At 40.2% G+C, this 24,101-nt stretch carries 23 protein-coding genes and 1 pseudogene; 3 read left to right on the top strand and 21 right to left on the bottom strand.

The window, feature by feature from the left end:
• Positions 1-10: 10 nt before the first annotated feature.
• From FQV28_RS03190 to FQV28_RS03200, 3 genes are all read right to left on the bottom strand, one after another.
• On the bottom strand, positions 11-661 hold the full coding sequence (locus tag FQV28_RS03190) for a DsbA family oxidoreductase (RefSeq protein ID WP_146494157.1): 651 nt from the start codon (positions 659-661) through the stop codon (positions 11-13).
• 518 nt (positions 662-1,179) lie between these two features.
• A complete protein-coding gene (locus FQV28_RS19120; protein ID WP_186763771.1) occupies positions 1,180-1,605 on the bottom strand; it encodes a hypothetical protein in 426 nt (141 codons plus the stop codon).
• Between the two features lie 366 nt (positions 1,606-1,971).
• Entirely contained in the window at positions 1,972-2,334 is a 363-nt protein-coding gene (locus FQV28_RS03200) for a peptidoglycan-binding domain-containing protein (RefSeq protein ID WP_146494158.1), read from the bottom strand.
• Positions 2,335-2,561: 227 nt separating this feature from the next.
• Here FQV28_RS03200 and FQV28_RS03205 point away from each other — a divergent pair, with 227 nt between their 5' ends.
• Positions 2,562-2,966, top strand: a complete 405-nt coding sequence (locus FQV28_RS03205; RefSeq protein ID WP_146494159.1) for a hypothetical protein — start codon at positions 2,562-2,564, stop codon at positions 2,964-2,966.
• 283 nt (positions 2,967-3,249) lie between these two features.
• Here the strand turns inward: FQV28_RS03205 and FQV28_RS03210 are convergent, their stop codons facing one another.
• A complete protein-coding gene (locus FQV28_RS03210) occupies positions 3,250-4,011 on the bottom strand; it encodes an MBL fold metallo-hydrolase (protein WP_146494160.1) in 762 nt (253 codons plus the stop codon).
• A gap of 118 nt (positions 4,012-4,129) precedes the next feature.
• Here FQV28_RS03210 and FQV28_RS03215 point away from each other — a divergent pair, with 118 nt between their 5' ends.
• Entirely contained in the window at positions 4,130-4,540 is a 411-nt protein-coding gene (locus FQV28_RS03215; protein WP_146494161.1) for an Lrp/AsnC family transcriptional regulator, read from the top strand.
• 203 nt (positions 4,541-4,743) lie between these two features.
• Here FQV28_RS03215 and FQV28_RS03220 read toward each other — a convergent pair whose 3' ends face one another.
• The 6 genes and pseudogenes from FQV28_RS03220 to FQV28_RS03245 all read right to left on the bottom strand — a co-directional run bounded on the left by FQV28_RS03220 (position 4,744) and on the right by FQV28_RS03245 (position 10,323).
• Complete coding sequence (locus FQV28_RS03220) at positions 4,744-6,804, bottom strand: copper-translocating P-type ATPase (protein WP_222433233.1); 2,061 nt, start codon at positions 6,802-6,804, stop codon at positions 4,744-4,746.
• A gap of 137 nt (positions 6,805-6,941) precedes the next feature.
• Positions 6,942-7,145, bottom strand: coding sequence for a copper chaperone CopZ (copZ, locus tag FQV28_RS03225; protein ID WP_146494163.1), 204 nt, complete (start codon positions 7,143-7,145; stop codon positions 6,942-6,944).
• A 128-nt stretch (positions 7,146-7,273) separates the two neighbouring features.
• Positions 7,274-7,527: pseudogene (locus FQV28_RS03230) on the bottom strand (metal-sensitive transcriptional regulator).
• A 98-nt stretch (positions 7,528-7,625) separates the two neighbouring features.
• Positions 7,626-9,068: an MFS transporter gene (locus FQV28_RS03235; protein ID WP_146494164.1), complete on the bottom strand. Its 1,443-nt coding sequence runs from the start codon at positions 9,066-9,068 to the stop codon at positions 7,626-7,628.
• A 25-nt stretch (positions 9,069-9,093) separates the two neighbouring features.
• Positions 9,094-9,654, bottom strand: coding sequence for a YdhK family protein (locus tag FQV28_RS03240; protein WP_146494165.1), 561 nt, complete (start codon positions 9,652-9,654; stop codon positions 9,094-9,096).
• Positions 9,655-9,708: 54 nt separating this feature from the next.
• Positions 9,709-10,323, bottom strand: coding sequence for an NAD(P)/FAD-dependent oxidoreductase (locus FQV28_RS03245; protein WP_146494166.1), 615 nt, complete (start codon positions 10,321-10,323; stop codon positions 9,709-9,711).
• 1,117 nt (positions 10,324-11,440) lie between these two features.
• Between FQV28_RS03245 and FQV28_RS03250 the strand changes: the two genes are divergently transcribed.
• Positions 11,441-13,714, top strand: a complete 2,274-nt coding sequence (locus tag FQV28_RS03250; protein ID WP_255472786.1) for a putative bifunctional diguanylate cyclase/phosphodiesterase — start codon at positions 11,441-11,443, stop codon at positions 13,712-13,714.
• Positions 13,715-14,071: 357 nt separating this feature from the next.
• Here FQV28_RS03250 and FQV28_RS03255 read toward each other — a convergent pair whose 3' ends face one another.
• The 11 genes from FQV28_RS03255 to FQV28_RS03305 form a co-directional block, all read right to left on the bottom strand.
• Positions 14,072-15,304 (bottom strand): MFS transporter, encoded by a 1,233-nt coding sequence (locus tag FQV28_RS03255; RefSeq protein WP_146494167.1) that lies wholly within the window; start codon positions 15,302-15,304, stop codon positions 14,072-14,074.
• Between the two features lie 107 nt (positions 15,305-15,411).
• Positions 15,412-15,735 (bottom strand): ArsR/SmtB family transcription factor, encoded by a 324-nt coding sequence (locus tag FQV28_RS03260; protein ID WP_146494168.1) that lies wholly within the window; start codon positions 15,733-15,735, stop codon positions 15,412-15,414.
• A gap of 578 nt (positions 15,736-16,313) precedes the next feature.
• The gene (locus FQV28_RS03265; protein ID WP_146494169.1) at positions 16,314-16,502 is read right to left on the bottom strand and encodes a hypothetical protein; all 189 of its coding nucleotides are present in this window, start codon (positions 16,500-16,502) and stop codon (positions 16,314-16,316) included.
• A 639-nt stretch (positions 16,503-17,141) separates the two neighbouring features.
• Positions 17,142-17,657: a hypothetical protein gene (locus FQV28_RS03270; protein WP_146494170.1), complete on the bottom strand. Its 516-nt coding sequence runs from the start codon at positions 17,655-17,657 to the stop codon at positions 17,142-17,144.
• 839 nt (positions 17,658-18,496) lie between these two features.
• Positions 18,497-19,333, bottom strand: a complete 837-nt coding sequence (locus FQV28_RS03275; RefSeq protein WP_146494171.1) for a CPBP family intramembrane glutamic endopeptidase — start codon at positions 19,331-19,333, stop codon at positions 18,497-18,499.
• Positions 19,334-19,701: 368 nt separating this feature from the next.
• The gene (locus tag FQV28_RS03280; RefSeq protein ID WP_146494172.1) at positions 19,702-20,145 is read right to left on the bottom strand and encodes an HIT family protein; all 444 of its coding nucleotides are present in this window, start codon (positions 20,143-20,145) and stop codon (positions 19,702-19,704) included.
• Positions 20,146-20,289: 144 nt separating this feature from the next.
• Entirely contained in the window at positions 20,290-21,021 is a 732-nt protein-coding gene (locus FQV28_RS03285) for a hypothetical protein (protein ID WP_146494173.1), read from the bottom strand.
• Positions 21,008-21,559 carry an RNA polymerase sigma factor gene (locus FQV28_RS03290; protein ID WP_146494174.1) on the bottom strand — a complete coding sequence of 184 codons (552 nt, stop codon included), beginning with the start codon at positions 21,557-21,559 and terminating at the stop codon, positions 21,008-21,010. The genes FQV28_RS03285 and FQV28_RS03290 overlap by 14 nt, the downstream gene beginning before the upstream one ends.
• Before the next feature lie 381 nt (positions 21,560-21,940).
• A complete protein-coding gene (locus tag FQV28_RS03295; RefSeq protein WP_146494175.1) occupies positions 21,941-22,453 on the bottom strand; it encodes a GNAT family N-acetyltransferase in 513 nt (170 codons plus the stop codon).
• A 26-nt stretch (positions 22,454-22,479) separates the two neighbouring features.
• Positions 22,480-23,313 carry an alpha/beta fold hydrolase gene (locus tag FQV28_RS03300; RefSeq protein ID WP_146494176.1) on the bottom strand — a complete coding sequence of 278 codons (834 nt, stop codon included), beginning with the start codon at positions 23,311-23,313 and terminating at the stop codon, positions 22,480-22,482.
• Between the two features lie 324 nt (positions 23,314-23,637).
• Positions 23,638-23,961, bottom strand: a complete 324-nt coding sequence (locus FQV28_RS03305; RefSeq protein ID WP_146494177.1) for a hypothetical protein — start codon at positions 23,959-23,961, stop codon at positions 23,638-23,640.
• Between the last annotated feature and the right edge of the window lie 140 nt (positions 23,962-24,101).

Raw genomic sequence — 24,101 nt, forward strand, 5'->3', positions numbered from 1 at the left:
CATTATCGTCTTAGCAGAAACCATCCGGCCCACAAGCCATTCCTTCAAACAGGACTTTCGGTTTCTGTTTTTTCAGTTCTTCTTCGATGACCTGCTCGATTTTTTCCTTCGGATAGATGCCGGCAAGCGATGTTTCACCGATTACAAAGGTTGGCACGGCTGTAACGTTTGCTTCTTCGTATGCCTGCTTGAGCGCCTGCTGATGCGCCTCTTTGTATTTACGGCTTTCGAGAGCTTCACGGTATTCTTTTTCATCCAATCCAACTTCACCAGCAAGACGTGTCAGTTCATCGATGTTGCCGATATCAATTCCTTCTTGGAAAAATGCTCGAAGCATCCGTTCATTATAGGGTGTCGCTTTTCCGTTTTCCTTGGCATATTGGAAGCCTTCAAACGCTAAATGAGTATGCGGTTGGGGTGAAACATCAGGCAAGACAATATCAATTCCCATACTTTTTGCCAACGGGTAGACCGATTGTGCCCAAGTTGTCTGGAGGTAATTCTCCTCTGGACGCAATGTCGGATTCGGGGCAGGGCGAAGCTCAAATGGCATCCACTCCACTTCCACGTCTTTTCCTTTGACCGCTTCTTCAAGCGGCTGTTCAGCTAAAAAGCAAAACGGGCAAACATAGTCGGAATATACTTTTATTTTTACTGTCATAGCGGAAACCATCCTTTCAATCAGCCGGCAAGGTCTAAAGCAAAACCTTGCTGAAACTAATTTTATATAAGCTTATGTTCCAACATGCTATATTAAGAAATTTTATAGATTACAGTTATTCAACAACATGACTTATACAATGTGACTACTTAGAATTTTACGCCTGAATAGACCTTATTACAATTTATTTGCTCTTAATTCAAGATAAATTGGTTTATATATTAATATAGAGCTTTCCCTATTCTTACTCATATAAAACAACCAATTAGTGAGATGAGATCAGCTTAATGCTTGCATTTCTTCACTCAGAAAAGCCGCTCCACATTTGTTCCTGCAAAATCGATAAATTAGATTTAAGTTTCAAATATAAAACCCCTTTTGAGAATGTGATGTTCTCATAAGGGGTTTTCTCGTTTTGATCGTCGGCTACTTTTTCGAATTGCACAGTCCATTTTATTTTGTTGAAAAAATACCGCTTTTAAAGTGAAATTAGAACCTGTCATTTACTATGTGATCCACTACTTATTAAGCAGGACAATAAACACCACTACTGCGGCCGCTAAAGCCAGGGCAACCGGCAACCACCCAATCCTTGCCTTTCTTAATAAACGGTCAACCACAAAAAATGAGATGGCGGAAATCAGACTCATGACTAATAATATGGCTCCGAATAAACAATGGAATAAGAAGGAGATAATTTCGCGGGTAAAAGCTCTTTCAGCCAGCTTCCTGCTGAGCCAGTCGCTGAATAAGGAAGTGGCCACTCCGTAAGTATTGACAAACATGAAATTCAAATAGTACATATTCGCAAACCCGTCCCCTTCAACATCAAAACCGCCAAACATTGAAAAGATCATTGCAAACAACAAGCTGCTAAGGACCGCAGCTAAAATTTTTCTCTTTAAAGCATCAGCAATTTCATTGCCTTTATTTTGATTGCTCACTCCAAGTTCCCCCTGCGACTAGTATCCGCTATATATATTCGATAATTTATCGTCTATATCCTTTATTCATCAACCCGCACTGTTTGTGGCATAAAGAATAGTTCCTTTGTTGTGAAAAGATAATTGCATATATATAAAAACGCTTGAAGACAAAACAAAAAGACACGAGTCCGGTGGAATACCGAATGCATGTCTTTGGAGCAGCTAAATTTCCATGCCTAAACTTATGGGGTCACTTCATAAAGGCGCACCCTTTTAAGGTGCCTTCCCATCAGGTTCAGCTTTCCGCGCAAATTTCTTTTTGACAAAAACTTAATGCAATGAGTAGAGGTTCCGTTTCCGTTGATGCCCTGAAAATAAAGTTTCCTAATATTCCCCGTATATTGCGACCCACGTATTCACGCCTACTATGCCATCAACTGTCAAGCCTTTGTCCGTTTGGTATTGCCGGACTGATTTTTCTGTCTCGGGTCCAAAGATTCCATCAACCGCTGTTTCGAGCCCGTATTGATTCAATGTCCATTGGAGAAGTTCCACTTCAATGCGCGCACTGCCCTTGCGTAAAATAAACTGGTGTTCCGGTGCGATGTCCATTAAGTTCTCAAGGTTTTCTGGCAGTTTTTCTTCCTGGACTACAGATTCGTTGCTTGTGGCTTCTGCCGATTGCAAAGGAAGAGGTGTAGCCAACAACCCGAATGCCGAAATGATTGCAATCCACTTCTTTTTCATGCTAGTTTCCTCCTGAACGTCCGTTTGCTTCTCATGTACCCAATCCCTTAACAAAGAAACTATTGTTTTGAAAACTCGAATTATTAAGCTGTGGACTAGCAGTTGGAATTCACTTTTATATCGGCTTTGCCGTGTTGATGGTATTTAAATTCCTTAACCTAGTTTAAATATGGATAATAACTGGATTTTAATATGCTAAAATGAAGGGAACGAATAGGCGGAATTTGATGAAAAAGATCGTTGTCGGCGTTCCTGTCGCCTTGTTGTCTGCCGTGGTGTTATTGATTGTTTGGGCCAACCTGGCACCAGAGGAAGATGTTGCAGCGGAGAAGAATTCCGAAGAAGTTGCTAGCGAAGGAAACGCGGAAGATTATATAGAAACCGCTTGGAATCACTGGTCTAACGGAGCGATTGATGAAGAGAACATCGAAAAAGAAACTACTTTTATAGCGCTCAGGTCCATTGACAGAAGCGAAATGAAGGCTTTAGGAATGGAAAAAGAATTCGCGGAACTTCAAAAAACAGCTAACATCATTAGCGGTGGGTATGGGAGACTTACTGAAGAAGAAAAACAAGTTCACTATAAAGATTTCGAAGACAAACTCTATGAGATTCATAACTCTTTAAATTAAAAACTGAAGCTTAATTGGTCCTTTTTCATTTCCCTTTCCAACTGGCATCGATTTTCAGCGCAGCCTTGTATACAGGATTTTTAGCCATGCAAAAAAGGCGGAGCTCTGATTAATCCGCCAAATCTACCCTATATAAAATCGTGCATCTTCTTGTTGCATTTAATAAAAGGCAGACGAAGTTCAAGAAAAAATGGACTAAAGAGAGAATGATGAAATCTTAAGTCCATAATTTCGGTTCTAGTTGCTTCACCATTTAGCTTCCTCTCTCAAATTCCTTCTTACATCAGAATGCGTAAGATTCACCATCTGCCGGCACGAATACCTGGGAAGAAATCCCTTTTTCAGTTGCGAAGCTTTTCAATTCTTCTTTAGACAACCCCCAGTGATTGGCAGATTCCATGTGGACAGCGATTATCGTTGAATCAGGTGAGGCATGATGAACTTCGTAAACATCTTCTTTGTCCATTACAATTGAACCACCTTCCAGGAATTGATTGGCCCCTGCGTTTACCACAATGACTTCCGGTTTGTGGGCATCAATTGCTTCCTGCACGCCGTCATACCATACCGTATCCCCAGCTACATATAAGGTTTTCTCGTCTTGGTGCTTGAAGACAACACCCGATACCACACCCGTAAGGTTTAGTATAGCCCCTCTGCCGTGCTCACCTTTCGTCTTGATCAATTGAATGCCTTCAAAGATTGTATCTTCCTGAAGAACCTCCACGTTTTGGAAACCGGAATTTCGTACCTCTTTCGCGTCTTCTTCGTTTTGGACGAACAGTGGGATGTCTTTTGGCAATGCCTCTTTGGCCGCATCGTCCCAATGATCCAAATGCAGATGAGTAACAATGACGGCATCTACATCCTTGATAATTTCATCGATTGGAACAGGCAAGCTGTCGAGCGGGTTATTTTGGTCTTGTCTTGCTGAATTCGGAAAAGGCGGATAAGCACCTTTCTCTGCCAAAAACGGATCTACTAATAATTTTTTCCCAGCATAGTTGAGTACCAGTGTCGCGTTGCGGATTTGCTGTATGTTCATATTCTTAACTCCTTTAGTTTGAATTATGTTAAGTGTATAATAAGGGCACTTTAGAAATACACAGCATAAATTAAGTCTTTTTGCCGTTTGACTTTATTAATGAAGGGAAATGAAACAAATGTTGGATCATACAGATTTAAGGATCTTGGATGAACTCTCCAGGAACAGCCGCATCTCGATGAAAGAATTGGGGGAGAAAATCCATTTAAGTGGACCCGCCGCTTCAGCACGAGTGGAGAAATTGGAAAAAAACAACATTATCGAGGGCTATACCATCAATATCAATCAACTAAAAATGGGGTATTATGTACATGCCTTAATAAACATCTTCACCAAAAGCACCTATCATCAGCCTTATCTGTCTTTCTTGAAGACACAAGAGGAATATGTTCTCAACAACTATAAGATCAGCGGGGACAGCTGCTATATTCTTGAATGCAAATTTCCATCCAACAAGGAACTGGATAAATTTCTGGTCGAGTTGAATGAGCATGTAAATTACAAACTTTCCATTATTATTAATAAATAGCCTATCCCCCAAAGAACTTGGTGTTACCATGCTTTTATTGCGAGTCTATTACACCAATTTTTAACCCTTCGGTTTATGTGATTATTAGAGATTACCTGTTCGAACAAGTTCATTTTTTTCAAAATAAAATGGAGAGTGGATGCTGATTAATGCACATCTACTCTCCATTCGTCTACGACAATCAATTACTGTATTAAACAGATCTAATTCTTTAGTTTCAATGCCATCGCATTGATAGCCACGATAACAGTGGACACAGACATCAACACCGCTCCTGCTGCAGGAGCCAACGTAATCCCAATCGAAGCTAAAATACCAGCAGCTACGGGAATGGCAATAAAGTTATAACCGGCTCCCCATACGAGGTTTTGTTTCATTTTACCGGTTGTTTTGTTGGCCAATTCGATAAACGATTTAATATCCCCTGGATCCGACTGCGTCAAAATCACATCAGCGGAATCGATCGCAACTTGTGTGCCGGCTCCGACTGCGACACCAACATCTGCCATCGCAAGGGACGGTGCATCATTTACGCCATCGCCGACCATGATGACGGTTTGCCCTTTATTTTTCAGTGATTCAACCAAATCGTATTTATCTTGAGGGGATTGATTAGCTCTATATTCAATGCCCAGTTGCTCAGCTACCCCTTGGGCGGCCGTTTCATTGTCACCTGTAGCCATAATCGGTTGTATATCGCTCTGTTTCAATGCTTGTATCAGGGTTTTACTTGTTTCTTTTAATTCATCACCTAATGCGACCGTACCGATCGGTTTCCCGTCTTCAACCAGTATACTTACTGTTGCCCCTTTCGGAACATCCACCGCCAACTCTTTTTCAAGTGATTTTTGACTGATCAATTCGTATTTGCGGCCATTGGCGTTTCCTTCCACACCGGCACCCGGTACGACCTCAATCAAATCAAAGCGGACAGGCTGAATCCCCTGCTTCTTTGCGTAATGGACAATCGATTGGGCGATTGGGTGGCTTGATCCGCTTTCGATTCCTACCATAAGAGCCGCGATTTCAGCTTCGGTACGTTGATCATCCAGTGTTTCCATGTTCAATACTTTAAATTCCCCAGTAGTCAATGTGCCTGTTTTATCCAATATCATCACATCGGCCTTACTTGCCAGTTCCAATGCTTCCCGGTCTTTCACCAACAACCCGCGGCTTGCACCCAAACTGGTGCTTCGTGCAATCACTAAAGGAATGGCAAGGCCGAGAGCATGCGGACAAGCGATGACCAATGTCGTGACAGTAAAGAGAATGGCGGTTTGGATATCGGCTATATACAGCCAAACTACAAACGCGATAAAGGCTGCCGCGATGGCGATATAAAATAGCCACCCCGCTACTTTTTGTGCCAAGTTTTCAGCTCTGGAAGGCTGATTTTGAGCCTGGCCAATAAGGGTTTGAACTTGAGAGATGAATGATTGGTCACCCGTTTCCTGCACTTCCAGATACAAGATGCCTTCACCATTCGTGGAACCGCCGATCACTTTGTCTCCGGCTCCTTTTTCAACGGGTTTGGATTCTCCCGTCAGCAAGGCTTCATTGATCCGGGAAGCTCCTCGTTTGATGATGCCATCGGCAGGAACATTCTCGCCAGCCTGAACACGAACAAGATCTCCGACTTTTAAGTCGGCTACCGGCCGCGTCTCAATCAAATCGTCTTCCAATACCACATGCGCATCTTTCGGCACTAATTCAGCGAGCGATTTTTGCGCATCCCCTGCTTCTCCGACAGCTTTCATTTCAATCCAGTGGCCAAGGAGCATGATCAAAAGCAACGAAGCGAATTCAAAGAAAAAATTCATGACGTGTTCGCCGCTTAGATAGAAGGCCGCTACTGCGTAAATACTATAAAAATACGAAACGGAAATCCCTAAAGAAACAAGAGCCATCATGCCCGGAGCTTTTTGCTTGAATTCGGCTACCGCACCTTGAAAGAAAGGTTTTCCGCCATAAACTAATAAGATGGTTGCCAATACAGCGACTAAAATGTCGGAGTACAAAAAAGTGAATTGAAAAGGAAGCCTAACGTCCATCATTGGCGATAATAACAGAATGATGATGCCAATTGGCAGCGACTTCAGGAATATTTCTTTAAAATTCCCATGATGATGATGGCCATGTTCATGCCCGCTGTGATCGGAATGAGCATGAGGATCGTGGTTCTGGGATGGATTGCTGTGGTCATTAGTGCCCTCTTCTACTTGTGCTTCGTGATAGGCATGCCCGACATGTTCAGAATGGTACATTTTAACGGGATCCGTGTGTTCAAAGTGAGAACCGTGATCTGGATGATTTTTTTCATTCTTTTTCATTTTGTACGCCTCCCTTTAATACCCTGGTAGGGTATATTTATTTTAAAAATAAATAGTGCTGTGCAGCACCCTTATACAACGTCATATCCTCGGTCTTCAATTGTTTCTTGAATTTCACTTATAGAAATTTTGTTTGTGTCATATTCAACTGCCACTTCGCCTTTTTCAAGGTCCACTTTTACAGCTGAGACGCCTTGAAGTTCGCCGACGCTCGATTCAACCGCATTCACGCAATGACTGCAAGACATGCCTTGCACTTTTAAAGTTTCATTCATTGGTTTGCCTCCTCGATTCCTATTTTTTCACTTTTACGTACCCATCGTGGGTATACCAACCATTTTGTTTACTTTTATTTTGTCATGGTTCTCATGACATCCATCAGTTCACTCATTGCTTCTTCGCTTTATTTTCTTTGATGGCTTTGGCTACACAATGATGCGTGATCCTCCAGTAAAGCAAGAGACACTTTTTTCATCGCCGACTGAATGGCATTAACTTGATGCAGGACCTCCACACAGCAGCAATCGTTTCGGCCATCTGATGAACTCCGCGAACTTGCCCCTCAATCCGTTTCATCCTGTTCATAAGCTGCTGCTTATTGGGTTGCACTATTGATTTCATCATCTCTTCCATACTTTGAAACTCCCGAATCAACATACCCTATACCGGTATTTTAACGTGAAATTTTTTGTTTGTCAAAGCAACTGATTCATCAGGAAATCTACTTTTCATTTGAAAATGAATTTCTCTAGAGTTTATTCCTCTACAGGAATTTGGGTGAACTCAGGAGTACGTACAAATATAAGCGACAGGATTGCACCGGCAAATGCTACTATTCCTGACCAGAAAAATGCTTGTTGGAACCCTGCATTCAACGCGACAATCGGATCAGCGGAAACACTTGAAGCTGTCGCCGCACCGGCAACCGCCACCATGGCTGCCAATCCAATTGCGGATCCTATTTGATAAAACGTATTGTACAGACCCGATGCCAGACCCGATTTTTCGGATTCGACTGCAGACACCGAAGCTGTTGTTGCCGGCAAATATGCAAGGGCATTACCCAATGCAGCCAATAGCGACGCGAGTAAGACGTTCGTCCAGTAATTTCCTTCAATTGTTGCTGTTTGAGAAAACAGAATGGAGCCCATGCCGAGAATGACAAACCCGATGAACATGGTTTTCTTAATGCCCAGTTTATCCATCAGTTTTTCCGCTACCGCAATCATGAAGATAGCCATTAAGATTGGCATCGGCAGCAAGGCCATCGCTCCGCCCAATGGGGAAAGCTGCAAGACTTGCTGCAAGTAAAGCACCAAAATGTAAATCAACGGGAACCACGATGCTGCAATCAGGAATACGGAAATATTTCCGATAGTCAGGTTAGGCGACTTGAAAATACTCAGCGGTACGAGCGGATCTTTTTTCTTGGCTTGTACCAATAGGAATAACAAGAACAGTGCGCCGCCGGCTGCCAAAGCCGTTAAGGTATTGAACGACTGCCAGCCGCTTTGTTCCGCCATGACAATTCCATACACAATCAGCATGAGCGAAACCGTCACTAAAACAGCCCCAAGATAATCGACACGTCCGGCCGCTCTGCGTACACTCTTTTGCAAAAGCTTTGGCGACAAGCTCAGCACGATGAGACTGAGCGGGACATAAATCAATAGCGTCCAGCGCCAACCGAATATTTCAGTTATCACGCCGCCTAACACGATGCCCAGTGCTCCACCGGCTGCACCGGATAGTCCCCAGAAAGCCAAGGCTTTCCCCATCTCTTTCGGGTTGGAGGAAAACAGCAGCATGATTAAAGACAGCGCTGCTGGCGCAATGAAAGCTGAGGCCAATCCTTGGGCGCCTCGTGCCACATTTAAGCTCATTTCGCTCCAAGCCAGGCCGGCAAATAACGAGGATACGATCAAAATAATGACACCCAGATTAAAAATGCGCCGGTTGCCGAACAAATCTGCCAAGCGGCCACCGAGCAGCAGGAAACCGCCAAAGAATAGAAGAAAAGCGCTCATTACCCATTGCAGGCTTTCTTGGCTATACCCAAGCGTCTCTTTAATGGATGGCAGGGCAATCTGGACAATTGCAGAATCCATCATCACAAGAAAGTTCGCAAAGCATAAAAGTGCTAAGGCTTTCCAGCGTTTTGGATCGGCTTGTTGAATTTTTGGTGAATACGTAGTCATAGTTGCATCTCCTTCTAGTTTCAAGTTAATTTACAGAAAGTTCACTCTCTGTAATCCATTTGTGATTTTTCACTTGCTTTCCGTCAGTTGTTGATGTGTAATCCACCATGTAAACGGTCGTTTGTTCGGCGGAATCAACAGTCGCCACTGCCCCTTTCAGGCCTTCCATGTGGTCGGCTTCCACCGTTACTTCCTCTCCAGCTTGGTAAGGTTCTTCGCCAGGGTCTTGAATTTCTTCGTGGACAATCCATTTATGGTTTTCCACCTGTTCGCCGCTGGTTTCCGGCGTATAAGAAATCGCATAGACCGTCGTATCAAAGGCACCGACAATGGTTGCTTCAGCGCCGTTCATTCCCTCCATGTGATCCGTGTGCATAATGGCCTTGCTTCCCACTTTGAATGACGGATTTACCGCTTCTTTTAATCCTTTAGGCAGTTCACCTGAACTTGAATGATTCACATGTTCCATCTCTTCCATCGCTTCATAGTTCATATTGATATGCAACTCTTCCTGTTCGCCACTGGAACATGCCGCTAAAAGTGCGGCAAACATCATCGTTAGTAAGAAGAAAATTGATTTTTTCATGTTAAGCAACTCCTTCGCATAATCAACATTATTCCTAAAAACTCAAAATGCAGTTTACCCCATTAAATGGGGTATGCCTATTCGCTTTGTGTATTTGTAAAAGGTTTCGCGCTTTTTGCCCGTCGCTGCGTATCCTGCAATGATTTTTTCTACGACTTCGTACAATTCTTCCGGAGATAGATTCTCTAATAGCAACGAACCAACTTTAGCATCTTTTCCTTTTGCCTTTCCACCGACATATAAGTTGTAGCGGTCCCGGTTTTTCATCACCCCGATATCGCTCAGCATCGGTTCCCCGCATCCGAGAGCACAGCCCGTGTAGGCTGCCTTTAACGTGATAGGTACCGGTCTTCCAGCAATGCGGCGGTTCAATTCTTTTGCCATCGGCATCCCTTCCGCTTCTTCCCCTTTGCAGAAATTGCAGGTTCTTAAGCTTTTTACAAAATTGCCGACCGGATAACAGGCAAGACCGGCCTGGGTAAATTCTTCGATAATTTCTTCTTGTTTAGCAGTGGGTATTTCGACGTAGAGCTGCTGGAATGTGTTCAGCTCCAGCTCCTCTTTTTCATCCATATAATTTGAAATTGTTGCCAGCTGTTTGGCGTTAAGTTTGGATCCGAACCCGATTCCACCATTAATGGCGATTTTTATTTTTTCACTGTTTTCCATCCGACTTTTTCTCCTTCCTCGATTTGTATTGCTAGTATGTAAAGCTTTAGATAGGATGACTTTTTAAATTTCATCGCAAAAAAATCACTTCATTTACCTCATACGGGTACAAGGTATATTAAATTGCAAAAAAATTTATGAAACATTCTCCTATTCAGTATCACGTTCTTTTTCCATGACTCTTCGTTTTTTACACATCTTCATTACTCGCTCACTGGCCAAAAATCCATATGAACTGCGAACTGGCATTAGGAGAACAGCTAACCTTGATTTCACCTCCTTTATCAACTTCACAAAAACTTTAACATACCCCCCTGCCGTATGTAAAGTGTATTACTTATTTCTTTGTGAACACGTAAAATAATATTTGGGTTTAAAAATTAATAAAGGTCATCTTTTTACCCAAAAGAAGCAGCAATTCATTACGGGGATTCGACTGACTAAGTACACCTTTATACACTTCTCTAAAAGCACTTTTACATTGTAAATTGGGATAATCACACTGACAGTTTTTGGGGGCATAATTCATTTCCCTCAATCATTCGGTATCTCATCTATAACTTCTTTTGGACAGCTCCTGTCTCCACTTACTTTCTAAAATTCTGATTACAATTCCTGCAATGACTTTCAACTTTCGGGCAATCGCAATAGTGGATCCTTACAAATTTAAAAAATTTTTAAGCAGAGATGGTATGCAAAAAATAAAGTACTTTCACTTATAAAATTTAGAATGAAGCAAAACGGTTAAAACGTTAATTTTCCATCTAGATTCAAGACACACTTTCATGCCTTAAAAGCTAGCCTCTATCGTCTAAACCCGTTCTAGGAGATATTCATATGTGATTGCAGCTAAAAATTTGATTGAAAAAAAAACAAACTTTTGCGATTTCTAAAATCCACAAATTTCTATGTAATAATTAATTAATTTGCCGATATAATTTATACGAGGAACGTTACTATCTCTAATTAAAGCTTGTTTTTCTTTAACTGCATCTTTTCACAAGACTAACATAGTACGCTTTTTGTAATATCTATGGGTCTAGCTTCCATCATTCTAAAGAGACGGTTGCCTCCTTCGTTTCGAATGATCATCACAACATAAGCGGGAGGATATCTAATGTTTAAAACTAGCAGGTCACCTATCCTGTCATTAATTGCAATTACCCTGGCATTTTTATTGTGGAATGTAACATACAAAGAAGAGGCGTGGCTGAAATCTGCAGGAATAAACGGGATTCAGCTTTTTGCCGCAGCCCTCAGTTTTATTTGGTTGTCCGGTGCTTATAGTCGTCAGACAGACCGATACAGAAATTTTTGGCTGCTGCTAAGTTTAGGGATGTTATGTTCCATGAGCGGCTCCTTTATTTCCTTTTTGATCCAGGCAAGCCAAAAAGTCATCGACCCTCCAGCGTTTGCTTCTTTCTTTTGGGTGCTTTCCTATCTCTTTTTATTAGCTGCAATGGTTTACAAAGCAAAAGAAACCGGCGCAGTTTTTTCAAATAAGACGTACCTTTTCAATATTATCATTTATATGATTACAGCCATTGGCATCAGTTATTATTTTTTGATAGGACCGCTGCTCCTTATACCGGATACTTCATTATTGATTAGCCTAATTGCAATAGGATACCAAGTAGCAGACTTAGGAATTTTGTTTTTTAGTATTATGCTTTATTACTACATACAATTTCAAAACGAAAAAAGAGGTCTATTGTTTCTAATTGCCGGTCTATTGCTTCAGCTTATTGCAGATTCCCTATTAGCTTATTTATCAATTGCGGGGATTTACCAGACAGGAAATATAGTCGAATTTATGTGGATCATCGCATTACTTCTGATCGGTTTTACCGGCTTTTATGAAGACGGTGTCAGCACAGTGGAATACAAAAAGCCGGACAGCCTATTTAAAAAGAAGGAATACTTTTTACCATATGCCAGTATAATCCTACTTACCGTTTTAGTTATTTATAGTTATCAATGGGATTTCAATGCCTTGAGTGGATCTTTCCTCATCACTTTTCTTATGGTTCTCGGACGTCAGCTCTTCATCATTATTAAAAACAGTGAGTTGCTGGACGAACTTAAACATTTGGCCTATCATGATCCGCTGACTGGGTTAGCTAATCGGTTTTGTTTTATAGAAAATATCAAACTGGCCTTGAAGGAAAACTCAAATAACCGAGTTGCTTTACTACTGATCGATTTAGACCGTTTCAAAGTAGTGAACGATACGCTTGGCCACCATATCGGGGATTTGATATTGGTGGAAACAGCAGCGAGATTAAGCCAGGTATTAGACACAAATTCTCACATATATAGACTTGGCGGGGATGAATTTGTTGTCATTCTTGCTGAAGCGTCAGAAGAAAGTGCTGCTGAATCTGCTAAGAGAATCCTGGAAAGTTTCCAAAAATCATTTTCCGTAATGGCATATGAAATTGACCTTACTCCGAGTATTGGAATCAGCTTATTTCCTGAACACGGGACAACACAGGAAGATTTACTGAAAAACGCGGATGCAGCAATGTATCTTTCAAAGGAAAAGGGTAAGAATGAGTTTACTTTTTACAATGCCGAGTTGAATCGCTACATGAAGCGAAAAATGGAGATTGAGAATCAGTTAAAAAGAGCAATTGATAAAAATCAGTTTTCGTTGGTGTATCAGCCTAAAGTAAATTTTCAAACCAATGAAATAATCGGTATGGAAGCCTTATTGAGATGGGAACATCCTGAATATGGCTGGGTTTCTCCAGCGGAATTTATTCCGATTGCTGAGGAAACGGGACAAATTGAAGCTATTGGCAAATGGGTCCTGGAGACAGCATGTAAACAAAACAAAATTTGGCAGAACCAAGGGCTGGACCCTTTAAGTGTTTCCGTTAATGTTTCAGTTCTGCAATTCCAAAACGGTAAATTTCTTAAGACGGTAAAAACCGTTTTACAAGAATCACAGTTGGATGCACAGTTTCTGGAACTGGAAATCACAGAAAGTATTATGCAGAATATGCGAGAGAGCATGGATATTTTAACGCAAATAAAAGAATTGGGCGTAAAAATTTCCATTGACGATTTTGGCACCGGTTATTCTTCATTGCACATTCTTTCAAAGTTGCCGATCGACACAATCAAGATAGACAAATCGTTCATTGATGAATTGGATCAGCTGGATCAATCCCCTATAATCAAAGCGATTATCGATTTAAGTCTGAACTTAAACCTAAGTATTGTGGCCGAGGGCATAGAAACGGAAAATCAACTGGAATTCCTGCAAAAAAGCGGTTGTATGATTGGTCAAGGATATCTTTTTTCCAAACCACTGAAAACAAACGAATTTGAGCATTTGATCAGAACAAAGGGTGTAAGGAATTTCGAGAAACAGCAGTCACTTTGATGTAAAACTTCCCATAAGAAGGAACCTAAATGAGTACAAAAGCATTGAAAATTTCATTATCTTTGACTTTGAATTGAAATAAGAAGATATGGACCAAATTGCTGCTCGCATCAATGGGGACGCCTTATGTGATTGTGGCCGGTATATTAGCTGCCTTATTGAGCTTGGTATTAATCTTGCTCAGAAATCACCAATATAAACAGCAGCTCCAATAATTTTGGGTGAAATTATTTTTAAAACTCAATGGAAAAACCAGTACTCACGTTTAAGGTCCGGTAATTCGGCAATGTATAAACTTACTTCTACTCATTCAAAAAATAAAGAACATCCTGGTTTTTCCAGGATGTTCTACAGTATTTATGAATTTGACCCCTCATACGCTTCAGAAACTGATAAGTTTTCTTTAGTATCCATCCGGTAGCTGACGAATGCCAGGCCAGAGGCGATTAACGCGCACAAGCTGCCAACCAACGAAAGCTGGATGAAGGTTCCATTGGCCACCACATACCCTCCAATTGTCGCTCCTAGCGCAATGCCTATATTAACGGCTACAGGCGTTAATGAAGAAGCAAAATCCTTGGCTGCCGGAAAATAGAGCACGGCTAAGTTCATCAAATATAATTGAATTGTCGCATTCATGGCATAAATCATCACCGCCATCAGCATGATGCTGATAAGACCGGCAAAGGTGGATTCCATTGTGAAATACAAAGAACCCAGAATTACAGCTTGGACAATAAAAACGTAGCGAAGCTTGCTTACACCGTTGTGGCTGGCAATTTTCCCTGCCAACACATTACTGAGGATAGAAAACGCTCCATAGGCCAACAAGATCGCACTCACGTAACTTTCGGGAATTTCCAGACCTTCTTCCAATATCGGTGTGATGTACGTATAAATCGTATATGTTCCGGCAATTGAGAATGTCGGAATAAAGAAAGCCAACAGCATACGCGGGTTAGTCAGCAAACCTAATTGTTCTTTTGCAGACCCTTTTTGCACCTTCAGTTTTCTCGGAAGGATGAAAATACTCATAGCCAAACTGATGACACCCAAAAGCGTTGTAAACCAAAAGGTCAATTGCCAATTGCCAACTTGCCCGATAAGGGTTCCTATAGGAACACCAATAACATTAGAGATGGTAAAACCAGCGAAAATTAAAGCGATAATGGATCCTTTCTTGCTTGCCGGCATGATGTCGCTGGCAATACTCATCGACAGCGCAACCAATACGCCGCTGACTACCGCTGTAACGATCCTAGAAAAGATTAAAAGCTCATACGTGCCGGATAAAGCACTGATGACATTACCAATAATGAATATGGAAATTAAAACAAGCATCAATGGGTATTTGGGGAATCGGCTGACATAAGCCGTCAAGACGGGCGTTCCAATTGCATAAGCGATGGCAAAACCTGATACCAGGGTGCCGGCTGTCGCAAGGCTAATATGTAAGTCTGAGGAAACTTCAGTTAAAAGGCCGACAATGACAAACTCACTGGTTCCCATTACAAAAGTTAATAATGTTAGCGTAATAGCCAGTACTTTTTGTTTTGTGTTCAACAAATCTTTTTCTAAAACTGCGGTCATGAAAAACTCACTCCTAGTTGTTTGTTTCCAATTTGAAAGCGTGCCTTTGATATATAGATATATCTAAAAATGTCGATATTCAAAGTTAAAAAAGGCATGGAATTGCCTTAAATTTCTTCGTTAATGAATTTTGCAATTTTCGCCAGTGTCTCTTCATTTCGTCTGTAGTAGGTCCATTGCCCGTAACGTACAGCTTCCAGCAAACCTGCTTTTTGCATGAGCGACAAGTAATGGGAAACGGTTGATTGCGATAAATTCACTTTTTCTTGAATATCTCCGACACAAACGCCACCTTTAATGCTTACCTCCTTCGGCAAATGCGCTTGCTGTGCTGGAAAATTCTTCTCCGGCTCTCTTAACCATTTCAAAATATTAAGGCGGGTTTCATTTGACAACGCTTTGAAAATATCTAAAACATTTAAATTATCCATGTACGCATCTTATATCGAATTAATTCGATATGTCAATGAATCAGCTTCGTAAGAATGTTAGGTAATTGAAGAAACTCAATATTAACTCTGCAGCAAGAAAGCCGGGTTTATTTGCCGCTCCCTTCTAGCTAGACATGCTCCCAAACATTAACCGATTATTAGAAAAAGAGGAAAAGCAGTACAAACCAGCACTGCTTTTCCTCTTTGTATAGGGCTATTAGTATTACTGCTATCTCTTATCATACGATGATAGATACATTAGCTTTAGATTATTCTTCATCTCTTGGCAGTACCAGCTGGTATATGATCAATAGCCAGTCCGGCTAAGTCGTAGTTAGTAAGTTATACGAGTCTGGCATTTCTGCTTCTAATTTCAGTTCCTTGCCAATCACAGCATCCCAAAGAATTGGCCTCACCATCATAACCGCTTTTTGCTGCAGCATACAGTGCTGTCTGTTCCCGCAAAAGAAAGTGGTGCATTTCATATAAAAAAATACACATAAGACCATGAGCTGGGAAATGCATCTCCAAGTTCATGGTCTTATGAGGTCATTAGTTGAATAATCTATTCCGTTCAATTAAAACATTCCACTTTGATTGTTATTCCGTCCAACATCTCGCAGAGCAGCTGCTTCAGCTAAATTCTGGTTTGAAGTCTTTTCCTGTCTATTTAAGCTGTATTTCCGTCGAGTCAAAACATCCACAAGATAACTGCCTAAAAATAAAGCTGCAAAAGAACCCCAAAAAATCCACATCATCCAATGCATATATTTCCCCCCTTTCCATATCAGTCAGCGCTTCCATCGTCCACTACCTATCTATATGGTAATACGTTCTATCGCTACAAAAGTTTCAATAGTTAATATTTTCAGAATGCGGATTATAATTTTTGCCGATTATATATTTAAAAATACTGTAGGATTGCTTGAATAGTTATTCGATTAGCCATCTATTACCTGAATGTAAACTTCATGAACCCTTTCAACCTAATATCTCATCCATTTAATTTATTCGTAATTTGGTCAGATGTTGGATAGATGTCACCACACCGCTCTACTGTAAACCAACCTTGCTATTCAATTCTTGTAATAGGGCACTTTATAAATAAAATGAGAGAAAATGTGCTGCAATCAGCTTCTCCTCTCTTTTTGTATTCTTGTGCCTTCTCCTAACAGCCGATATGAAAACCACATCCTTTGAAATTCGAGCTTTACACCCTTAAAGAGCAAGCTTTTGAATGGATGATTTTTTCTTTGATATGGCCAGTATGTCAATGTGATTGAAAATTATAGAACTAAACTAGGAGATGACGCACTAAGGTGAAACTCCTATGACAACAAGAAGCCGACAGCTTACTGTCGGCTTCTTGTCTGTCGAGAAACTCCACGTTATGTTATACAAAATATTTACTTTGTTGGAGCTATAACCTTATAGTCTTCAGGTATATGTAAAATTGTTTCGTAATTTTGTTTAGTTGTATATTCGCTTGATATATCTTTTTCTATGGTTTTATAGGTTAAGTATGGGTTTTTTATAGGTTCTTTTTGAAGAACTACTTGAACTGGTGTTTTTTTTGTGAGTTCGTTTTCTTTATTCAACGTAATGATTTCAACTGTTATAGGTTTTACTTTATCGTTTATGTAGATAGATTTAATTGCATCTTCTTCACCAGTTACTATTTGTGAAAAGTCTTCCACATACTCCTTATTTTCAGGCAGTGCTTTTATATAAGGATCCAGATAACTTTCTTTCCATTGTTTTTCATTGATCGAAAAATCATAGTCCTTAATTGTAAAAGATAGACCACCTACAACCAACAGTACTATACCAAGAATAACACCGTTGAAAACCCATTCCTGAAGTGAAAAATTCTTTTTTCTTTTAGTAGATAAACTACAAATGCAATTGTAAGGAAAACCCATATTAGCCCGCCAATTATTGCAGGCGGTGCATCTGAAACAGACAACACTTGTTCATGTATTTCAATTACTTTTTCAATACCGGGCACGTTTTCGTCACTCCTAAATTTACTGTTAGCAATCAGTATATTCCGAACTACCAACCATTTATTTTAAATTAATTATTGTAAACTTTCTTTTTGGTAATTGTTTGAATGATAAATCCTATAAGCTGCAGCCCACATCCGATTACAAAGGCTAGTGTGGAATCTGTTTTAAAATATATTATTACAAGAACTAATCCGATTATATATACTGTCCATGCCACTTTCATAACTGAAATTCCCCTTTTCAAATAGCTTTGCTTGTATTCCTATCCCTGATACAGAAAAGGAGAAGGCGCATGGCCGATAGCAACTTCGCTTGGCAGATTTTCTGCGTTCGCCCAAGCTGGTTCCCCATTTGGTTTAGTATTCATTGTTTTTATGTAGCCTACTGCAAAACCAGCAGTGAAATAAATGCCATATATAGCAATGGCTACTAACAAAGCTTTCGAAAGGATACTTATCCCAATCTCCTCCTTCTCTTCTATATTTTAGTATATCAATGCTTTTATGATTCGTATATGAAATTTGGAATCCATCTTAACGATGCATAACAGGTTAATAATCCTTTACATTACAAAGATACTTCTGAAACAAAGCGTTCATGAAAGTTCGCTTTCATGAACAAAAAGAGAAATTTTTCTATACAAAGCCTTCCTTTGCGCTAAACGTTCTATGAGCTAAGATTCTCCAATGAAACAGCCTTCCAGTTGCAGGAAGGCTGTTCGTGTGTTTGTTCTATAATCAATGCAGCCTGCATTAAATTGGATTGAATGCCTTTCTGTTTTTCTTTGGATAGATTTTATACAGTCCATAGACAGTAACGGCCAGAAATAAAAGCGCCAATGAACTCGCAGCAATCAAGTGCCCGGTCGTTGGAACTTCTGAAACTGACTGTGCTCCATCTGTGTCTGTACCAAATAGCGGGAGCACGAATAACTCGGTCAGGAAGACAATCAGATTACCAAAAGCGTGAGCGATAATCGCTACCAGCATCCGTTCAGTCTTAAGATAAAGAATGGAAAACAGCATAGACATTAAAAACGCGCCGATAAAGCTTAATGGATGAATAACAGCGAAGACCAAAGAGGTAAGCAGTAGCCCACGAAATAGCCCGAACTTTATTTTCCACTTATTCAGCATGACACCTCTGAAAAAATACTCTTCCGCAATCGGGCCAATGACAATCACCAGCAAGAATCGATAAACTACTTCCATCGGCAGCAACGGCGTTTCCGTACTGTTACTTGTTGCTGCCATATCCAAGAGGCTTGGAAACAGATAGACGATTCCCACTCCTAGTGTCATCAATAAAATGCTTGCGGTCACTTTTGTCAAAGGGACGAAGAACAGGATATGCCTCCACGGAATTTCTGCTGGAGTTTTGCTGATTCCGGAGAGGCCTACTTCGTGTTTAGACAACTGAATGCAGATCCACAATAAAACAAAAAGATAAAGGCTTATATCGAATAAGAAGTCGCTGAATCCATGATTCACTTGTGGCCGCAGCAGTAGGTCAAGGACACTCCATGTCACGACCAGCGGCATAAAAGGCCATAGTTTAATATTTACAATCCCATTAATATTATTTCCCACTTAATATCTCCCAACTGTTAAGTGAATGAATAGTTCCAGCCATCACGGACTTCCCTGTCATCAATATCAATACTATATAAATTGAGTATAACAAAATTTACTTAAATTGAATAAAACTCCTTTTTAATTCTTCCCAATCCCATTAATAAATGAAAAGTGGGCACATGCCTACAAGAAAAACGCTGCTCAATATGGAAGGCACTGGTTCTTGGTAAGTTGGTGATAGTCTCGAATTGCTGATTTAAGGAATAGAAGTAAAAAAATTTCTTTCCTTTCGCAAAATTACACTTAGCCGAACAAAAGAAAAGAGAGAAGTTATATCTTTAACTTCTCTCCATCCAATAACTACTGATTTGCAAACTAGTAACTTATGTTTGTGGTGAAAGTTGTGCCATCAGAGCAATAATCAATTCATTTCTAGTAATCGAAAGCTTCTTCTTAAGATGGTCATTTTCCCAGATTTCATCATTAAAAAAGCTGGAAAAGTCTTGGTTTTCTTTTCTAGGCACTACATGCATGTGGTAATGAGTTAAATCATCGACCCCACCGCCATTTTGACAAATCGTTATTCCATAAGGGTCATACAATTTCTTAATCACTTTTGTAAGTAACTGCGAAGCCTTAAGAACTGCAATTGCAGTTTCCGTATCAAATTCATCTACATAGCGGAAATGTTTCTTCGGAAGTATTAGAGTATGGCCTTCATTAAAAGGGTCATGATCCAGTATACAAGTAACATAATCATTTTCATAAACTACATTTACCGGCAACTCTTTGTTGGCTAACGAACATCCTAAACATGTTATATCCACTTAATCCACTCCTACTTCTTTTAATTAAGATTTTATTAGTGCAGCGATTAGGAGGTTCTGCATTGAAAAACGCTGGAAATCACATTTCAAAAAATTCACCTTCTTTACCAGCATGTATAGTTAACTAAAGCTTTCTTCTGCTTATTACTCTTTTTTATTTGTTTGAAATTCTTCGATATCTTCGAAAATCAACGCAAATATTTCTTTCGGAGTGTCACCTGGATTTGTGGATTCTATAGGGTCTCCATATTCCCAGCTCTTTCCACCAGCCTTTTCTCCCACAAAACCTTGTGTGTGTGAATTCGCTTCATATTTATGGCTTTTGTAATCCAAATCATTTTCATGAAAGATAAAGGCTTGGACGTCAAGTCCGATAAAGAAGACAGGCACCGGCATACGTTCAAAAGTGTCTGTCCATTCATCCGTAGCCAACTCCTCGAAATGTTCATCGGTCACAAAAAAGGCATCGTATGCCTGTAAATTATTTTTTAGCGCTTCTGACTCTACTTGGTTAAAAGTCACCTGGCCGGAAGTAACGATCGGAATTTCGCCGATTACAGCAATGTGCAAAGGTTTTCCCGAATAAACTTCTTTTTGTTCTCCCATTGTATCGACGATTCCTCCATTCACTGAACCTGTCTGTTCATTTGAAGAAGGGTTTTTCATGAAATCTGTCAAATAGAAAAAGCTAAAAAACAACGATAGGGCGATTGCAGCTGTTAAAACGGACCAATAAACTGGATTGAATTGAAAGCCTTTACTCTTTTTACTTAGTATTCTCTCGTGAACCTGTTCCTTTTCTTCAGACGTAAATTGAATCTTTTCTTGCAGAAAAGATTTCAGTTGTTCTCTCACTTCATGGTCAAACTTGTCCATGCTGCTCGCTCCTTCCCAGTCGCGTTTTCAACGATTTTTTTCCACGCAATAATCGTGATTTCACTGTATTGATACTAATCTCCAACACCTCGCTGATTTCTTGCATTGTTAGTTCCAGATAGTAGTAAAGAATTAAAACTTCCTTATATTTAGAAGACAGCTTTGAGATCTGTTCAATTAGTTCTGAAGAAAATTGCTGGTCCAGATGAGTGGCCTCAGCCGACTCATTTTTCTTTACTAATTGATGGATCGGTCTATAGACTAAGTTCCGGATACCCCATAACCTTCGGTGGTCTTTGCATTTATTGATGGTGATCCGAATCAACCAAGTTTTATAATCAGCTTCGTTTCGGAAACTGGCCAAATGTTGATAACAGCTGATAAAGACTTCTTGGACGATGTCTTCTGACTCTGTTATGTCATTTATGTATAGGAAGGCAATCCGCTTTAACTCTGGACCATGCTCATTCATTAATTTGCTTAATAATATATGTTCAACTTCTAAAGGCTGCAAGCCACTGGTCCTGTTCTTGTCCATGTTCCTTTGCCACTCCTTTCCTATAGATTAGACGGATGCCAAGCTGGTTTTGACCCCAATATTTTCAATTTTTTCTGAAGCAAGAAAGAACACTGTCACTTCTTACTAAGCAAACATTAAAACGCTCTTACACAACTGAAAAGGAGAAAAAGAAGCTTTAAACTACTTCTTTTTCTCCTTTATTGCAATCCTATTTTCAGAGTAGTTCCGATAAAGTCTTAATATGTAAACTTGCTATACAACTTTGTCTATAATTACACCTCAAGCAATTTATAAGCATATCTTATTAAGTAAGAGTCAAGCTAGTATTTATAAGATTTGATTTAGATCTGAATGCTATTTTCTGAAAGAAACGGAAATATTAAATTCGTAACTCCCCCATTATACCTCTAATCTATATTGTATAAGCGAGCCAACCATTCCTAAGTATTCTTCACTTCCTACTCTGCTGATTTCTTTAAACCCAATCTTTTCAAGTATTTTTCGTGAACGTAAATTTGCTTCATTTGTTTCTGCTGTAAAAATCGTAATTCCTAATTTATCTGCTGCAAACTTCAACATACAATTGGCAGCATTAAATCCAATTCCTTTTCCCCATAACCCGCTTTCCCCTATAGCAATGCCTAATTCCGCAGTCTGGTCTTTAATGCTGGCCATATCTGCATATCCGACTAATTTTCCGTTATATTCTATTCCCATACGGATAAAGTCGTTCGCTACATTGTTAACACACAAAAGCCACCATCTATACAAGTCTTCAGGTTTTCTATTTATCTCCCATCCATTGGCAAAACAAAAGGAGTCGTCTTTGCTCCATTTTAAAACCGCTTCAAAATCATTTATGGCTATTGATCTTATTTGTATACAAGATGAAAGTTTCTGTTTATCATTCATTCCTGTTCCCCCCGAACCCTCTTCATTCATAAAGTTCCTTTGACAAATTCCCTGAACTTGCTTTCCTCTTCTGAAAAAGGGTTGTGGTTGCTTTCTTCAAAAATAGTAAATGCTGCCCTTGGGATCAATTCGGCAATTTCCTCGCTGAACCTTAAAGGGCATTGCGCATCGTATTTCCCGGAATAAATGAAACTTGGAAGGTGAATTGCTTTTAACTGCTCACGGATGTCATAAGTTGGGTATTCGTGTTTACTGAAATAATTCAAACGCGGACCGACGGTTTTGCCGCTGTTCGGCTTTTTCATCGATTGCTTCAATTTCTCCTCTGAGCGATACGACATCTTGGCCCATTCGTAACTTATCTCTTGGCGCATTTCCGAGGGAGTTGCAGGATCATTCAGCAAGTCCATAATTTCGAGAATCCGGTTATAATGCGGATTTTTCCGGCAATAGATGCTGTTCTCGTCCTCTCCATATTCGTTGCTCGCTGCCGCACCGCCGGCGATAATTTTAATGAGCGATGCCGGATAGTGAATGGCGTATTTCAAGGCCAGCATCCCACCTGTAGAATGCCCCGCAAAAGCCCACTTTTTATAGTTAAGTGCTTTTCTGATGGCTTCCAGATCTTTCACAGTTTCGTCCATGCTGTATTCACATGGTGCATTGGCACCAACAGAACGACCGGCACCGCGCAGGTTAATCAAATAAACGTGATAATCATCCGTAAAAGCGGCGGCCATTGAATTGCCCTTATGATTAAATTCACTATAGAGGTGCGTGACAGCTAATGGTTCGCCTATTCCTTTTTCAAAAACCTCAAAGCTCCCTCTTTCGGTCTCGACCATTATTTCTTTCCACATCTTCCATCCCCATTTTCTTGTTTTCTTTTTATTCTGTTTTAATCATACAATATATGTAAATTTTTCGACACAGTCTATATGAAGCCCATTCGCTAAAAGAATTTACACTTGATCTGCTAATCACAACGTAGAATGATTACAGCTAAAGGATTAGCACAATTTAGCTAGCAAAACTGTTCGTTAAAGTATACTTATTCAAACAAAAAGAAGAGAAAAGCTTAACTAGCTTCTTCCCTTCCGAAAAGTGATGATATATAACCGAGCAAGCAGGATCAAGTATGAAAGAAATTCCAAGAGAAACAGGCAAATCGATAAAGACGTGCGTTATCGGGAGATGGTTTTTATTCGATCCAGCACAAGGGTGTTGTAGTAAAGTTTTTGGAGCAGCTCTTCTTCCATCTTCACTTGCTCCTCCGACTGAAGGTGCTTTAATTTTGCTGCAATCTGATCGAGGCGAAAATGGGCTTTGAATGTTTCGGAGTTGTAGGTGGAATCGTCTCGATGACTTACCATTATTTCGGTCAGAATCAGTTTCTTCAGGTTCAATTCTGCCCGGTTCCTTTCAAAATGGTTCAGCTGGGAAGTATACAGCTGATTTTCCAACTCCAACTCTTCTGCCCAGGAACGCATAGCTCCCTCTTCTTTCATGGCTTTTCCCCCTATTCGATATGCTCGATTATGCTTATCTATACATTCGATAAGGGATTGGAATTTCCCTCCTAAAAAAGTCACGGGCTTGCTTAGGCTGAACAGCAGATGGAAACAAAAAATCCCCCTGAACAATGCCA

The organism is Planomicrobium sp. CPCC 101079 (assembly GCF_007859275.1).
GTDB lineage: Bacteria > Bacillota > Bacilli > Bacillales_A > Planococcaceae > Planococcus.

Coding starts and splice junctions, on each gene's coding strand:
- FQV28_RS03245 (WP_146494166.1), bottom strand. CDS start 10,323: ATGGAAAACAGTGAAAAAATAAAAATCGCCATTAATGGTGGAATCGGG.
- FQV28_RS03250 (WP_255472786.1), top strand. CDS start 11,441: ATGTTTAAAACTAGCAGGTCACCTATCCTGTCATTAATTGCAATTACC.
- FQV28_RS03235 (WP_146494164.1), bottom strand. CDS start 9,068: ATGACTACGTATTCACCAAAAATTCAACAAGCCGATCCAAAACGCTGG.
- copZ (WP_146494163.1), bottom strand. CDS start 7,145: ATGAATGAAACTTTAAAAGTGCAAGGCATGTCTTGCAGTCATTGCGTG.
- FQV28_RS03290 (WP_146494174.1), bottom strand. CDS start 21,559: ATGGACAAGAACAGGACCAGTGGCTTGCAGCCTTTAGAAGTTGAACAT.
- FQV28_RS03295 (WP_146494175.1), bottom strand. CDS start 22,453: ATGAATGATAAACAGAAACTTTCATCTTGTATACAAATAAGATCAATA.
- FQV28_RS03255 (WP_146494167.1), bottom strand. CDS start 15,304: ATGACCGCAGTTTTAGAAAAAGATTTGTTGAACACAAAACAAAAAGTA.
- FQV28_RS03265 (WP_146494169.1), bottom strand. CDS start 16,502: ATGCATTGGATGATGTGGATTTTTTGGGGTTCTTTTGCAGCTTTATTT.
- FQV28_RS03305 (WP_146494177.1), bottom strand. CDS start 23,961: ATGAAAGAAGAGGGAGCTATGCGTTCCTGGGCAGAAGAGTTGGAGTTG.
- FQV28_RS03220 (WP_222433233.1), bottom strand. CDS start 6,804: ATGTACCATTCTGAACATGTCGGGCATGCCTATCACGAAGCACAAGTA.
- FQV28_RS03285 (WP_146494173.1), bottom strand. CDS start 21,021: ATGGACAAGTTTGACCATGAAGTGAGAGAACAACTGAAATCTTTTCTG.
- FQV28_RS03190 (WP_146494157.1), bottom strand. CDS start 661: ATGACAGTAAAAATAAAAGTATATTCCGACTATGTTTGCCCGTTTTGC.
- FQV28_RS03260 (WP_146494168.1), bottom strand. CDS start 15,735: ATGGATAATTTAAATGTTTTAGATATTTTCAAAGCGTTGTCAAATGAA.
- FQV28_RS03205 (WP_146494159.1), top strand. CDS start 2,562: ATGAAAAAGATCGTTGTCGGCGTTCCTGTCGCCTTGTTGTCTGCCGTG.
- FQV28_RS03300 (WP_146494176.1), bottom strand. CDS start 23,313: ATGTGGAAAGAAATAATGGTCGAGACCGAAAGAGGGAGCTTTGAGGTT.
- FQV28_RS03270 (WP_146494170.1), bottom strand. CDS start 17,657: ATGGGTTTTCCTTACAATTGCATTTGTAGTTTATCTACTAAAAGAAAA.
- FQV28_RS03200 (WP_146494158.1), bottom strand. CDS start 2,334: ATGAAAAAGAAGTGGATTGCAATCATTTCGGCATTCGGGTTGTTGGCT.
- FQV28_RS03210 (WP_146494160.1), bottom strand. CDS start 4,011: ATGAACATACAGCAAATCCGCAACGCGACACTGGTACTCAACTATGCT.
- FQV28_RS03215 (WP_146494161.1), top strand. CDS start 4,130: ATGTTGGATCATACAGATTTAAGGATCTTGGATGAACTCTCCAGGAAC.
- FQV28_RS03240 (WP_146494165.1), bottom strand. CDS start 9,654: ATGAAAAAATCAATTTTCTTCTTACTAACGATGATGTTTGCCGCACTT.